Origin of the sequence: Streptomyces lasiicapitis (assembly GCF_014646335.1) — a bacterium.
Taxonomy (GTDB): Bacteria; Actinomycetota; Actinomycetes; order Streptomycetales; family Streptomycetaceae; genus Streptomyces; species Streptomyces lasiicapitis.
This window is the reverse complement of sequence record NZ_BMNG01000014.1, coordinates 264,094-278,132: the sequence shown is the minus strand read 5'-3', so window position 1 is coordinate 278,132 and position 14,039 is coordinate 264,094. Positions and strand designations below refer to the sequence as shown.

Genomic DNA, 14,039 nt, shown 5'->3' with positions numbered 1-14,039 from the left:
ACCGGGGTGATGCAGGAACCGGGAACTTCGGCGACGTACACGAGGACAGGGCGGCGACGTGCGTACGACGGATCAGCGACCTACGCGGAACGGATCAGCGACGTACGCGGAACGAGTCAGCGACGTACGAACGTGTCCACCGCCGCGTCGAAGTACCGCCGCGCCTCCCGCGTGAGGCCCACCGGCGACGACACCCACACGTCGTACATCCGGCCGCCCTCCTGCCAGCACAGGTCGAAGGTGTGCCGGGGGCCCTCGTCGGTGCCGAAGCCGTCCCAGGTGAACTGCCAGAGCGCGGCGGGGCGGCCGTTGCGGGTGGTCTCGGTGATGTCGGCGTCGCGGTAGCCGGGGTTGTTGCGCGGGCCTCGGGCGTCCGCGCGGCGCTGTGCGGCGAGCGGGCCGCCCGGCCCCGCGGCGCTCTCCTTGATGCCGATGCGGAAGGTGCCGCCCGGCGAGATGTAGAAGGTGCGCGGGCCTTCCGCCTTGCGGTCGTAGCCCTTGGGCACGGCGAGGGCGAAGCCGCGCGGGTCCTTGGCGAGGCGGTAGCCCTTGGGGGCGGCGGGGGTGGAGGGGCGGGTGGTGTCCGGGGTCTTGGTGACCGTGGAGGTCGCCGTGGGCCGGGGGCCGCCGGAGTCGGTGGGGGTGTCCGGGGACGCCGAACTCGGCGACGAGGTCCGGCCGCCGTCCCCGTCGCCGTCCTGCCCCAGCAGCAGCGCCGCGGCCGACACGGCGCCGCCCGCGACGGCCGCGACCAGGGCGGCGGCGATCAGCATGGTGCGGCCTTGGCGACGGCGCGTGGAAGCGACCACGGAGCCCGAAACGCCCCCGGCGCCCCCAGAAGCGCCCGCCGCACCACCCAGGGGCACCCCGGACGACGGCCCCACCGGCGCGCGCCCGGTCTGCTCGCGCCCCGCGGGCGGATGGCGCCCGGGAAGCCCGGGAAACCCCGGAAGCCGCGCCAGGGCAGGACGGCGCCCCGGCGGCGGTGACGGCGCACCCCCGCCGCCCCCACCCCCCGCGCCGGGCAGCGGCGGCATCACGCCGGTCTCCATGTACGCGCGCAGCAGCCGCTCCGCCCCAGCCGCGTCCAGGCGCCGCCGCGGATCGCGTTCGAGGAGGCCGAAGACGACGGGGGCGAGCGGCGCCGCCGCGGGCGGTGGTCGTATCTCGTCGAAGACGACGGCGTGCAGCACCCCGCCGATCGAGTCGCGCCGGAACGGCGACTCCCCGCTGACCGCCGCCACGAGCAGCGCGCCGAGCGACCACAGGTCGGACTCGGGCCCCGTGCGCTCGCCCGACATCCGCTCCGGCGCGGTGTACTCCGGCGACCCGACGAACGACCCGACCTCCGTGAGCGTCGTCGCGCCCGAGACCTGCGCGATGCCGAAGTCCGTGAGCACGACCCGGCCGGTGGCCTCTTCCAGGAGTACGTTGGCGGGCTTGAGGTCGCGGTGCAGGACCCCGGCGGCGTGCGCGGTGCCGAGCGCGCCGAGCAGGTCGAGGGCGACGCGGGCGGCGGCCTGCGGGCCGAGCGGCCCCGACCTGCTGATCCGTCCGGCCAGCGAGCCGCCCTCGATCAACTCCATGACGATGCAGGGGCGTTCGTCGTGTACGACGACGTCGTGCACCACGATGATGTGCGGATGCCGCAATTGCGCGACGGCGCGCGCCTCGCGCAGGGTGCGCTCGCGCTGCTGCGCGGCCTCCTCGTCCGAGAGCGAGTCGTCCAGGGGCAGTTCCTTGACGGCGACGCGGCGGCCGAGGAGCTGGTCGGTCGCGCGCCAGACGACACCCATGCCGCCCCGGCCCAGCCGCGCCTCCAGGCGGTAACGGCCGGCGATCACACGGGCGTTCTCACCCAGGCTCCCCATGCGGCCATCATGCCCCACAGGTGTGGCCACGGATCCTCATAGATCGGGAAAGGGGCCAGTTCAGGCCCCTGCGCGCCGGGCGGGCGCCCCCCCTCGCCGCCTCCCGATGGGTCGTCAGGCGCGCCACCCGCGCAGCACCGCGTCGAACTGTTTCCGCGTCTTGGCCCAGCCGTCCTCGGGCGCCGACATGTAGATCACGTACTCGACGCCCCGATCACGGGTGATGTAGCTCTGCGAGATGGCGTGCCGTGGGCCCTTCGTGGTGTCGTTGGCGCCCGCCTTCCAGGTGAACTCCCAGAGGGCGCCCGGGGAGTCGCGGAAGTAGTTGGAGTTCAGCCGCAGACGCCGGTACTCGGGCAGCTTCAGCTGCTTCTCCAGGTCGAGCTGGTGCGCGTACGGGCTGTCGAAGTCCGGACTGCGGTCGACGCTGATGCGCACGAAGTGGCGGCCGTTGTCCGGGGTGTAGTCGATCTGGGTACCGTCCACCTGCCGCTGCCAGCCCTTGGGCAGCATGAGGCTGAAGCCCTCCACGTCGTGCACACGTACCCAGTCCTTGGGAACCACACCGACGGGCTTGCCGTCCTTGCCGTCCTTGCCGTCCTTGCCGTCCTTGCCCTGACTGCTGCCGGACTCCGCGCGGCCGCCGTCGCCGTCGTCATCGCCCTTGAACTGCACATAGCCGAACACCGCGCCCCCGCCGAGCAACGCGGCCGCGGCACACAGCGCGAGCGCCCGGACCCAGCGCCTCCGCCCGGCCCCCGGGCCGGTGTGCGTGGGGACGGTGGTGCCGCCCGTGTGGTGGTGCGGGGCGTGTGCGGCGTACGGGACTGACGCGCCGTACGAAGGAGAGGTGCCGTACGAGGAGGGCGGGGTCGAAGGGAACGACGGCGACTGCGGGGACGGCGCAGGCTGCGCGGACTGGGGGGACTGCGGGGATCCCGCCACGTGTGTCGGGGAGGTGCCGTACGGGGTCTGCGCCCCACCGGACGCGTCCGCCCCACCAGTACCGTGGCCCGACGTACCGCCCTGCTCCTGGCCGGAAAGCGACGTGTGCCCCGTCCCGGACGGCCCCTTGTGCACCGTCGTCGGCACATACGCCTGCGCCGATCCGGGCCGCCGCCCCTCCGCGGCCTCCGCCAGCATCTGCTCCGCCTCGACCGCGTCGGGCCGCGTCTCGGGATCCTTGCGCAGGAGCGCCGAGATGACGGGCCCGAGGGCGCCCGCGTACTTCGCCGGATCGGGCTCCTCGGTCACCACGGCCTGCATGGTGCCGAGCGGGGACGTGCGCCGGAACGGGGAGTTCCCCTCGACCGCCGTGTACAGCGTGGCGCCGAGCGCCCACAGGTCGGCGGCGGGGCCGGGGTTCGCGCCGCTGACCCGCTCGGGCGCCAAGTAGTCGACGGAGCCGACCACTTCCCCGGTGCGGGTGATCGTCGAGTCGCCCTCGATCGAGGCGATGCCGAAGTCGGTGAGCAGCACCCGGCCGTCCGCGGCGAGCAGGACGTTGCCCGGCTTGATGTCGCGGTGCAGCACCCCGGCGCCGTGCGCGGCACGCAGCGCGCGCAGCACCCACAGGCCGATGCGGGCGGCCTCGCGCGGCTCGACGCGCCCCTGGTCGCGGACGGCGTCCGCGAGCGACTGGCCCTCGACGAGCTCCATCACGATCCACGGCCGGCCGTCGTACTCGACCACGTCGTGGACGGTGACGACGGCGGAGTGGTTGATCTGGGCCTGGGCGCGGGCCTCCGTCTGCGTGCGGGTGAGCAGCAGCTCGCGCTCGGCCTCCTGCACCCACTGGGCCGCCGTCAGTTCCTTGACGGCGACGGTGCGGTGCAGCACTTCGTCCCGGGCGCGCCACACCCGGCCCATGCCACCGCTGCCGATGGTCTCACCGAGCCGGTACCGGCCGGCGAGGAGCAGGCCCTGCATCTGATTCACGTTCCCCCGCAGTTGGTCTTGACAGGGCCAGGTTCTTGAGGTTTGTCAGAGCCAGGTTAAGGAGGGGGGCGCGCGCAGGGAACGGGAGGGGGTGATCGGAGACCGCACTGTGACGCTGGGGGCGGTGGGGTGGCGGCGCCGGCGGGGAAGTCAAGGCGGCGCGGGCCGGTTTCCGGCTCCGTATCTCGGTATGACGAGGAGTCGGGTCAGTTTCCCGCCCGGTACGACGCCGACGCCTGCTCGAACAGCCGCGTCACCTCGTCCCGTTCGGCCTCGGGGCCGCGCACCTGCACCACGTGGTACTTCCCGTCCACGACCATCGCGAGATTGCGTACGAAGACCTCGGCGCCGTCGCTGCCCTGCCAGGTGAACTGGCCCTCGGCCATGGACCGTCCGCCCACCTCGACGCGGCGAAGACCGCTGGACGTGGCCCAGGAGGAGTCGCGGAACGGCTGGAGTTCGCGCTCGTCCTCCTTCTGGTAGGTCATCGGGTCCGTGCCGTACTCGCCGGTGCTGTCGCGGCCCGGGACGACGAGAAGTTCGAAGCCGCCGTGCGTGTAGAGGACCTGGCCGCGGCCGTTCTTGGGCTGCCGGTCCCAGCCGTTGGCCACGGCCACGCGGAAGCCCTCGGTGTCCTTGCGCACGGTGAAGCCCGCGGCGACGTCGGGGTCGGCGGTCTGCGGCTCCTGCGAGCCGGGCGTCTTGTCCGGGTCCGGCGACTTGCCGTCGTCCTCGCCGGAACCGCCGCTGCCGCCTGGCTTCTCGTCCGGGCTCGGGCGGTTGTCCTCCGGCCCTTGGCTGACCTCTCCGGCGTTGCCGGTGCGCCCGGTGTCCGCCTTGTCCTCGGACTTGGGCATGAACAGCATCGCGTACGCGACGGCCGCCACGAGCCCGGCGAGGATCACGACGAGCAGCACACGGCCCAGCGAACGCGGCGGCCGCGCGGGGCTCGGGGCGCGCTCGGGGCGCGGCGCCTTCACCGGCCGGGTGTCCGGGCCGCGTTCGCGCTCGCGGCCGCGCTTGTGCTTGTGCCTGCCGTGGCCCTGGCCGTTGCCGGTGGGAACCGGCGCGGGCGCGCGGCGCTTGCGGACGACCTCGCCACGGCGGCGTACGACGGGCAGCTTGCCGCCGTCGTACGGCGGCGCGGGCACCACGTGCGTGCCCGCGTCCGGCTCCGGCGCCGACCGCACGAGGGAGCGCAGCCAGCCGCTCAGCTCCTCGAAGTCGATCCGCTCGGTCGGGTCCTGACGCAGCAGCGACTCGACGACGGGCCGCAGCGGGCCGCACTCCTCCGCGAACGCGGGCGGCTCCGCGCACACCAGCTGCACCAGCTCGGCGGTGCTGTCCTCCGGATACGGCGCGTGGCCCTGGACGGCGCGGAACAGCAGCGCGCCGAGCCCCCACAGGTCGGTCGCGGGCCCGATGGGCGCGGCCAGCTGCCAGTTCTCGTGCACCGGCACGGCCTGCTCCGGCGCCCACCGCTCGGTGACGGCCCCGACGACGGTCATCCGGGCATGCCGGGCCCGCTCGGCGGCGAGCGCGGTGGTGGGGCCACGGCGCGGACGGGGCTCTCCGGGGTCGTCGTCCCAGTTGCCTTCGCGGGGGCGGGTGTTGGTGTCGGGGTGGCCGGGGGTGGGGGGCTTGGCGAGGTCGTGGGTGGGGTGACCGGCGGGGGCGGGGTGGTTCGGGGCCTGGCGGCCGGGGCCGGGGTGGTTCGGAGCCTGGCGGCCGGGGCCGGGGTTGTTCGGCGAAGGGCTGCCTGGTGCGGGGTGGCTCGATGAAGGGCGGCCTGACGCGGGCTGGTTGGCGGGCGGGCGGCCCTGGGCGGGCTGGTGCGCGGGCGCGCGGCCGGGCGCGGGCTGCGTCCGGGCGGGCGGGACCTGCTTGGCGAGGGGGTGCGGGGGTGCGGCTTGGCCGAGGCGGGCGGCCTGGCCGAAGGGGGCGCCTCCGGCGAGAGGGGCGCCTCCGGCGAGGGGTGCGCCTTGTCCGCCCTGGCCGCCCTGCCTGCCCGGAGCGGTCCGGGCCCCGGGGAAGTCCTGTGCACCCGGAGCGCTCCCGGCTCCTGGGAAGTCCTGTGCGCCCGGCGTGCGCCGCGCGCCCTGAGTGCCGTGTGCGCCCGGCGCGCTCGCCGTGCTCGGCGCACCTTGCGCGTGCGGTGCGCCCTGCGCGTCCGGTGTGCCTTGTGCGGGCACGGCTCCGGCCCTCGTCACGGCCCCGTGCCACGGCTTCCGCTGCCGCTCACGGACTCCGTACGGATCCGGGATGTGCCCTACGGGACCGCCGGGACCGCCGGACCCACCGGTGCCGTCACCGCCCTCGGTGCCGTACGCGCCATGGCCCCCGCCACCCGCCGCCTCGCCGGCCCCGGCCTCCGCACCGCGCTCGGCCTCGCTGACCCGGGCCGCGGCACGCGCCGCCCCCGCGCGGTACGCGGCGATGGCACCGGCCCGCGCCGCCCGCAAGTCCCGCTCGGCCGTTCCGTACGCCCCGGCCTCGCCGTACGCCTCCGACCTGCCGTACGCCTCGGCGCCGCCGTCGTCCGCGCTCCGCGCCACCTCGATCGCGGCATGCCCACGCGACCCATTGCCGCCACGGGCCTCTCCGGCCCCGCCGTGTTCTCCGTACGCGCCAGCCTCGCCGTACGCGTCGTAGTCTCCGTACGCGGAGGCCTCTCCATACGCGGGCGCCTCTCCGTACTCAGCGCCCTCGCCGTACTCACCGGTCGCCCCGTACTCCGCACCGCCGTACTCGGAATCCCCGTACGAGGAACCCTCGTACTCAGAAGCCCCGTACTCAGAACCGGGCCCCAACGCCCCGGCGACCCCGGCCTGTTCGATCTGCTCGACCGGATCACCCTGCTCACCCTGCTCACCCTGCTCACCCTGATCGAGTTGGCCGGCCCCGGCCCCCGCGGGCTCCGTGAAGCCCGCGAAATCGTCCTCCTCGGGCCGCGGGTCGTACCCGCACAAGGCCTCTTCCGCGGCGCCCGCCGCGAGCCCCGTCAGCATCACGCGCCCGTCGTCGCAGACGAGCACCGTGCGCGCGGTGATGTTCCGGTGCACCCAGCCGTGCGCGTGCAGCACGCGCAGGGCCGTGACGACGTCCGCCGCGACCTCCGCCGCGCGGAACGGGTTCAGCGGCCGGTCGGCGAGCAGCGCCGCGAGCGGCCGGGCCGCCACCAGTTCGCTCACTATCCACAGCGAGCCGTCCTCCGCGAACACGTCGAAGACCTGGTCGAGGCGCGGGTGGTCGGGGATGCGCGCGGCGGCCTGGGCGGCCTCGATGGCGCGCAGGACGGCCGGGTCGCTCGGCCGGCGCGTGGCGCGCGACCCCGCGCGCCGGGCGCCGCCTCGGCCCGCGCTCCCGCGCGCGCTCCGGAACCCCTCGGGGAGTCCGCCGGGCAGCACATCGCTGAGATCGCCGTCGCCGTACGCCTCGTCGCCGAGCACCTCCGCCTCGACGATCTCCGGCAGCGGCACCTGCCGGACCAGGACTTCCTGGCCGGAGTAGGTGTCGAAGGCGCGGGTCTCGGCGAGTTCGTACTCGTCGGCCGGGGGCAGCGGCAGGCGGTAGCGGTCGGCGAGCACCCGTCCCGCATAGTCGTCCACGATGCCTCCCCCAATCCGCCCGGTGGTCAATTCCGTTCGTCTTACGGCTCGTTGCGGCTGCTTACCCTCCGCAAGCACTCACGATACGTGCCACAACCGAACCGTATTGAGGGGATGCGAGATCTCACCGGTCATCGCCCGGCCATCTCACCGGTCCCGCCCCACCGTCACTTCTTCGGCTCGAAGGTCCGTGTGAAGGTCCGCCAGGCCGTACGACGCTGCTCGCTGTCCCAGTCGTCCGCTTTCGCGGTGTACATCATTCCGTACCCCAGACCGCCGTTGACGACGAAGCCGCGGTCCACGGAGCGGTACTTCGTGCCGCCGTCCACGTAGGTGAATTCCCAGTCCGCCGTGTTCCAGCCGCGGAAGCCGACCTTCTCTATGCGGATCCGGTCGTACTGCGCCCGGCGCATGCCGAGCTCCTGGTTCTTCCAGTCGGCCACCGGGTTGTCCTTGGGCGTGGTGGTCCAGCCGATGAGCAGCTTCTGCCCGTTCGGCCCGGTGAAGCGGGCGCCCGCGGTGTCGGTCGAGTTGAACTTCCAGCCCTTCGGCAGGCCGATCGAGAAGCCCTGGGAGTGCTTGTACGTTTCCTCGGCGCCGTCGCCCTTGCCGCCGGCGCCGAGGTCCGAGCCCTGCCCCGCGTCGTCCTTGCCGGAGCCCGAACCGGAGCTTTCGTCCTGCTCCTTGCCCTTGCCGTCGTCCGAGCCGGAGCCGGAGCCCGCGTTGTCGTCCTTGCCGGAGCCGGAGCCGCCGTCCTTGCCGGAGCCCTCCTCCTTGCCGTCGCCGCCCGCGGTCGCGCCGCTGGACGAGGACTTGTCGCCACCGCTCTTGGCGCCGCTGTCCCCGTCGCCGTTGAGGGCGAAGGCGAGGACCGTGCCGAGCACGGCGAGTGCGAGGACCACCGCGATGATCACCAGCGTGCGCCGGGGCACCACATCCGTGAGCGGCGCCCGAGCGGGCGGTCTTGAGGCCGTTCCCGGCGGTCTGGGCGGCATGCCGGGCTGCGCGGGGATCCGCGCCCCGCCGTGCGAACCCGGGCCCGCGGCGGCCGAGTTCATGCCGACTCCGGCACCCGCCCCGGCGCCCGCGCCTCCGGAAGCCGCGCCGGCACCCGAGCCGACTCCGGAACTCGTGCCCGAGCCCGTGCCCGAACCGGCCCCAGGGACACCAGCACCAGCTGCACGGTCATCCACACCCGCCGCACCAGACGCAGCCGTACCGGAAGCAGCGGCGCCGGAAGCAGCAGCCCCGCCCGCCGCACCGGAACCACCGGCTCCGCGCTCGCTCACCCCGGTCCCGGTCCCAGCCGAAACCCCGCCCCCAGCCGCACCGGCACCCGCACCCGCACCCCGCGCCGACGTCGCCGCGGCACTCGCCTTCTTGCGGACCGAGCGGAACGCGCCCTTCAGCCGCTCCGCGGCCTCCTCGCCCTTGCGGGTCCCGGAGGCGCCGGGCGGCGGTGTCTGCGGCGGGATGGGCGGCAGCGGCACGACCTTCGTCGCGTCGACCGGGTCGGCCGGGTCGTCCTCGGGGAGGTCCGGCGCGTTGATCACGTCCTGGAGCATCGCCCGCGCGCCCGCGTCGTCGAGGCGCTGCTCGGGGTCCTTCGCGAGCAGGCCGTAGATGACCTTCTCCAGCAACGGACCCGCGTTCTGCGGCGGTTCGACGGCCTCGGTCATCACCGCGGTGAGGGTCGCGATGGCCGAGCCCTTGTCGTACGGAGGCACGCCCTCCACGGCGGCGTAGAGCAGGCCGCCGAGCGACCACATGTCGGCGGCGGGGCCGGGCTTGTGGCCGCGCGCCCGCTCCGGCGAGATGTACGAGGGGGCGCCGACGAGCATGCCCGTCGACGTGATGGACGGGTCGCCCTCGACCTGGGCGATGCCGAAGTCGGTGAGGACGACGCGGCCGTCCTCGGCGATCAGCACGTTGGACGGCTTCACGTCGCGGTGCAGGATGCCCTCGCGGTGCGCCGAGCGCAGCACGTCGAGCACGGCGAGACCGACCTCGGCCGCGCGCCGCGACGTGAGCATCCCGTCCTCACGGACGGCCTCGGCGAGGGACTTGCCCTCGACGAGCTCCATCACGATCCACGGCCGGTCGTCCTCGTCGACCACGTCATAGACCGTCACGGCACCGGTGTTGCGGATCCGGGCGATCGCCTTGGCCTCGCGCAGCGTGCGCGTGATGAGCCGGCGCTTCTCCTCCTCGTCGATGCTCGAAGGGAAACGCAGTTCCTTCACCGCGACCGTGCGGCCCAGCGTCTCGTCCTTGGCCCGCCACACCGTGCCCATGCCGCCGCGGCCGAGCACGTCACCGAGCCGGTACCGGCCCGCGAGGAGACGTGCGCTCTGATCCTGACGAGCCCCGCCCGTCTGCTCCGCCTCCGACATGCGTCCCCTCAACTACCCGCACAACCAGCCCTGACAGAGCCTTCATTGTCCCTCACCCCGGGACCGGTCAACGCCGCGGGTCCGGCGTCCCACATCATGGACATTCCCACCGGGTGAACCCCGGCGCACCACCCCAAACCTCCCTGCCCATACCTCCCTTGGCAACCCTCCTCGGGTCAAACCGGCCAGAATCCCCTGGCCGGCGGCCTACAGCGGCACGATGTCCGGCGCGCCGAGGCGTGCCGCGTCCGCCGTCAGGTCGTCCGGCTGGCGCTGCGACTCGCGTTCGGCCTCGACCCGCTTCTCGTAGTGCTGCACCTCCCGCTCGATCTGGTCCTTGTCCCAGCCGAGCACCGGCGCCATCAGCTCCGCGCACTCGCGGGCGCTGCGGGTGCCGCGGTCGAAGGTCTCGATGGAGATGCGCGTGCGCCGCGTGAGCACGTCGTCCAGGTGGCGGGCACCCTCGTGGGACGCGGCGTAGACGACTTCGGCGCGCAGGTAGTCCTCGGCGCCGCCGAGCGGCTCGCCCAGGCCCGGGTCGGCGGTGACGAGGGCGAGCACTTCCTCCGCCAGCGCGCCGTACCGGTTCAACAGGTGCTCCACGCGCACCACATGGAGTCCCGTGCGCGCCGCGATGCCCGCGCGGGCGTTCCACAGCGCGCGATAGCCCTCGGCGCCGACCAGCGGGACGTCCTCGGTGACGCAGTCCGCGACGCGCTGGTCCAGGCCGTGCACGGCCTCGTCCACGGCGTCCTTGGCCATGACCCGGTACGTCGTGTACTTGCCGCCGGCGACGACGACCAGGCCCGGCGCGGGGTGCGCGACGGTGTGCTCGCGGGAGAGCTTGCTGGTGGCGTCCGACTCCCCGGCGAGCAGCGGCCGCAGGCCCGCGTACACCCCCTGCACGTCGTCGCGGGACAGCGGCACCGCGAGCACCGAGTTCACGTGCTCCAGGAGATAGTCGATGTCGGCGCTGGACGCGGCCGGGTGGGCCTTGTCCAGGTCCCAGTCGGTGTCCGTCGTCCCGATGATCCAGTGCCGGCCCCAGGGGATCACGAAGAGGACGCTCTTCTCCGTGCGCAGGATGAGCCCCGTGGAGGAGTTGATCCGGTCCTTGGGCACGACCAGGTGGATGCCCTTGGACGCCCGGACGTGGAACTGGCCGCGCTCGCCGACCATCGCCTGGGTGTCGTCGGTCCACACGCCGGTGGCGTTGACGATCTGCTTGGCCCGGATCTCGTACTCCCCGCCGGCCTCGACGTCCTGGACGCGGGCGCCGACGACGCGCTCTCCCTCGCGCAGGAAGCCGGTGACGCGGGCGCGGTTGGCGGCCTTGGCGCCATAGGCGGCGGCGGTGCGCACGAGGTTCGCCACATAGCGGGCGTCGTCCATCTGCGCGTCGTAGTACTGCAACGCCCCGACCAGGGCGTCCTTCTTCAGGCACGGGGCCACGCGCAGGGCGTGACGGCGGGTCAGGTGACGGTGCGTGGGCAGGCCGCGGCCGTGGCCTCGCGCCATCGACATGGCGTCGTACAACGCCACACCGGATCCCGCGTACAACCGCTCCCAGGCCTGGTGCTGGAGCGGATACAGGAACGCGACGGGCTTCACCAGGTGGGGTGCGAGCCGTTCGAGGAGCAGGCCGCGCTCCTTGAGGGCCTCGCGGACCAGCGCGAAGTCCAGCATCTCCAGATAGCGCAGGCCGCCGTGGATGAGCTTGCTGGAGCGGCTGGACGTGCCGGACGCCCAGTCCCTGGCCTCGACGATGCCCGTGCTCAGGCCGCGGGTGACGGCGTCGAGCGCCGTGCCCGCGCCGACCACGCCCGCGCCCACGACGAGAATGTCCAGCTCGTGCTCGGCCATGCCCGCGAGTGCCTCGGCACGCTCCGCCGGGCCCAGAGTCGCTGTCCTCACCGCTGCCTCCCGTGCTGTTCGGGTGTGGTCGCGCTCACATCATGCCCAGATTCTTGCCCCGCCCGCCGAGTTCGGCCACGCGGCCTGTGGAAAACGCGCGGAAGGCGCCGCCAACACTCCGACGCCGAGAGAAGTCCAATCCCACAAATCGGTCATATTTACTCCTAGTCTGACATTGCACTCGCCCATCTTGTCCACAGGGCTTGCGCGATCGTTCCGCTTTGGCTATATCCGCCCGGCTATTGGGAAGGACGGCTCACCGCCATGCCAGCAGACCTCGCCGTCATCGGTCTCGGCCACCTCGGCCTGCCCCTCGCCCATGCCGCCGCCGCAGGCGGCATCGCCACCATCGGCTACGACCCCGTCCGGGCACCCGACCTGGCCGGGGGCCGGCTGCCGGGCGACGGCACCGAAGGCACCCTCACCGCCGCCGACGTCCGCCGAATGCTCTCGGGGGGCTTCCGGCCGACCACCGACCCCGCCGAGCTCGGCCGCGTCCGCACCGCCGTCATCTGCGCCCCCACGCCCCCGGCCGCGGACCGCTCCCTCGACCTCGGCCAGGTGGCCGACGCCGCCCGCGCCCTCGCCGCCCGCCTGCGCCCGCACACCACGGTCATCCTGGAGTCACCCGCGTACCCGGGAACCACCGAGGAGTTCCTGCGCCCCCTCCTCGAAGAGGGCTCGGGCCTGCGCGCCGGACGCGACTTCCACCTCGCCTACTCCCCCGGCCGCCTCGACCCCGGAAACCGCAGCCACGGCTACGCCGGCACCCCCAAGGTCATCGGCGGCCTCACCCCCGCCTGCACCGAGTCCGCCGCCGCCTTCTACGGCCGCCTCACGGACAAGGTCGTCCGCGCGCGGGGTCCCCGCGAGGCCGAAACCGTGCACCTCCTGGAGACCAACTACCGGCACGTGAACATGGCGCTGGTCAACGAGATGGCCGTGCTCTGCCACGACCTCGGCATCGACCTGTGGGACGTCATCCGCTGCGCCGAGACCAAGCCCTTCGGCTTCCAGGCCTTCCGCCCCGGCCCCGGCGTCGGCGGCCACGGCGTGCCCCTGGACGTGCCGGGCCCCGCGCGCGGCGCCCGCCCGCTGCGCCTCGTGGAGCTCGCCCAGCAGGTCAACGACCGCATGCCCGGCTATGTGATCCAGCGCGCCGCGACCCTGCTCAACGAGCACGGCAAGTCCGCGCGCGGCGCCCGCGTGCTGCTCCTCGGCGTCACGTACAAGCCCGACGTCGCCGACCAGGAGGCCGCCCCCGCCCAGGAGCTCGCGGTCCGCCTCATGGAGCTGGGCGCGGCCGTCAGCTATCACGACCCGTACGTCGCGCACTGGAGCGTTCTCGGCCATCCGGTGCCCCGCGCGGACACCCTCTACGAGGCCGCCGCCGACGCCGATCTGACGATCCTGCTCCAGCACCACCGCACGTACGACCTCCAGGGCCTGGCCGTGAAGGCCCAGCTCCTGCTCGACACCAGGGGCGCGACCCCGGCCGGCGCCGCCCACCGCCTCTGATCCCACACACAACCCCCTGGGGCCCTTCGCGCGCTGCTGCTACCGTGCGGATCCAGTCACTTACCGCACACCAGTGCGTTCACGTCCCAGGGGGAAACCAGATGACACAGCCCACGCCTCCAGGCCAGGGCGGACAGCCGTACGGCCAGCAGCAGCCGTACGGCCAGCAGCCCCAGCAGCCGTACGGCGGCCAGCCGGGCTACGGCTACCCGCAGCAGCCGCAACAGCCCTACGGCCAGCAGCCGCAGCAGCCGTACAACCCCTTCCCGCAGCAGCCGCAGCCCGGTGGCTTCCCGCCGCCGCCTCCGGCCGCCCGGGGGAACGTCGGCCTCGGCGTGGCCGTCGCCTTCGTGGCCGCCCTGGTGGCCGCGGGCATCTACGGGGCGATCATCGGCGCCACCGAGCACGAGATCGGCTGGGCGGCCGTCGGCGTCGGCTTCATCGTGGGTCTGGTCGCGGGCAAGGTGGGCGGCCCCAACCCGGCCCTCGGCGCCCTCGCCGCGGTCTTCTCGCTCGGCGCGGTCTACCTGGGCCAGCTGGTCGGCGCCGCCATGGTCATCGCCGACAAGGCGAACATCGACTTCACCGAGGTGTTCTTCGACAACTTCGACCTCCTGCAGGAGGCGTGGAAGCACGAGGCCGACGCGATGACGTACGTGTTCTTCGTGATAGCCGCGATCGCGGCCTTCGGCAGCGCCAAGCGCGCCGCGCAGTAGGACGGCTGGGGCGCCCGCGCGAACACGACCGGGACCCGGAAACGACAAGGAGCCCGGACCGCCGACAGGGCGGTCCGGGCT

General features: G+C 73.7%; 7 protein-coding genes. 2 read left to right on the top strand and 5 right to left on the bottom strand.

Translation table 11 applies throughout. The features are described from left to right. Nucleotides 1-116: 116 nt before the first annotated feature. From IEY91_RS30185 to IEY91_RS30165, 5 genes are all read right to left on the bottom strand, one after another. The gene (locus IEY91_RS30185) at nucleotides 117-1,871 is read right to left on the bottom strand and encodes a serine/threonine-protein kinase (protein ID WP_164321616.1); all 1,755 of its coding nucleotides are present in this window, start codon (nucleotides 1,869-1,871) and stop codon (nucleotides 117-119) included. A 114-nt stretch (nucleotides 1,872-1,985) separates the two neighbouring features. Then, nucleotides 1,986-3,800: a serine/threonine-protein kinase gene (locus IEY91_RS30180; RefSeq protein WP_189176401.1), complete on the bottom strand. Its 1,815-nt coding sequence runs from the start codon at nucleotides 3,798-3,800 to the stop codon at nucleotides 1,986-1,988. Between the two features lie 215 nt (nucleotides 3,801-4,015). Next, entirely contained in the window at nucleotides 4,016-7,417 is a 3,402-nt protein-coding gene (locus IEY91_RS30175) for a serine/threonine kinase C-terminal domain-containing protein (protein WP_189176363.1), read from the bottom strand. A gap of 167 nt (nucleotides 7,418-7,584) precedes the next feature. Next, the gene (locus tag IEY91_RS30170; RefSeq protein ID WP_189176362.1) at nucleotides 7,585-9,810 is read right to left on the bottom strand and encodes a serine/threonine-protein kinase; all 2,226 of its coding nucleotides are present in this window, start codon (nucleotides 9,808-9,810) and stop codon (nucleotides 7,585-7,587) included. A gap of 207 nt (nucleotides 9,811-10,017) precedes the next feature. Beyond that, entirely contained in the window at nucleotides 10,018-11,724 is a 1,707-nt protein-coding gene (locus IEY91_RS30165; RefSeq protein WP_164321630.1) for a glycerol-3-phosphate dehydrogenase/oxidase, read from the bottom strand. 264 nt (nucleotides 11,725-11,988) lie between these two features. On the opposite strand from IEY91_RS30165, the gene IEY91_RS30160 reads away from it, so the two are divergent. Together IEY91_RS30160 and IEY91_RS30155 are read left to right on the top strand one after the other, a co-directional pair. Continuing rightward, a complete protein-coding gene (locus tag IEY91_RS30160; protein ID WP_164321639.1) occupies nucleotides 11,989-13,242 on the top strand; it encodes a nucleotide sugar dehydrogenase in 1,254 nt (417 codons plus the stop codon). Nucleotides 13,243-13,343: 101 nt separating this feature from the next. After that, entirely contained in the window at nucleotides 13,344-13,958 is a 615-nt protein-coding gene (locus IEY91_RS30155) for a hypothetical protein (protein WP_164321641.1), read from the top strand. Nucleotides 13,959-14,039: the final 81 nt, after the last annotated feature.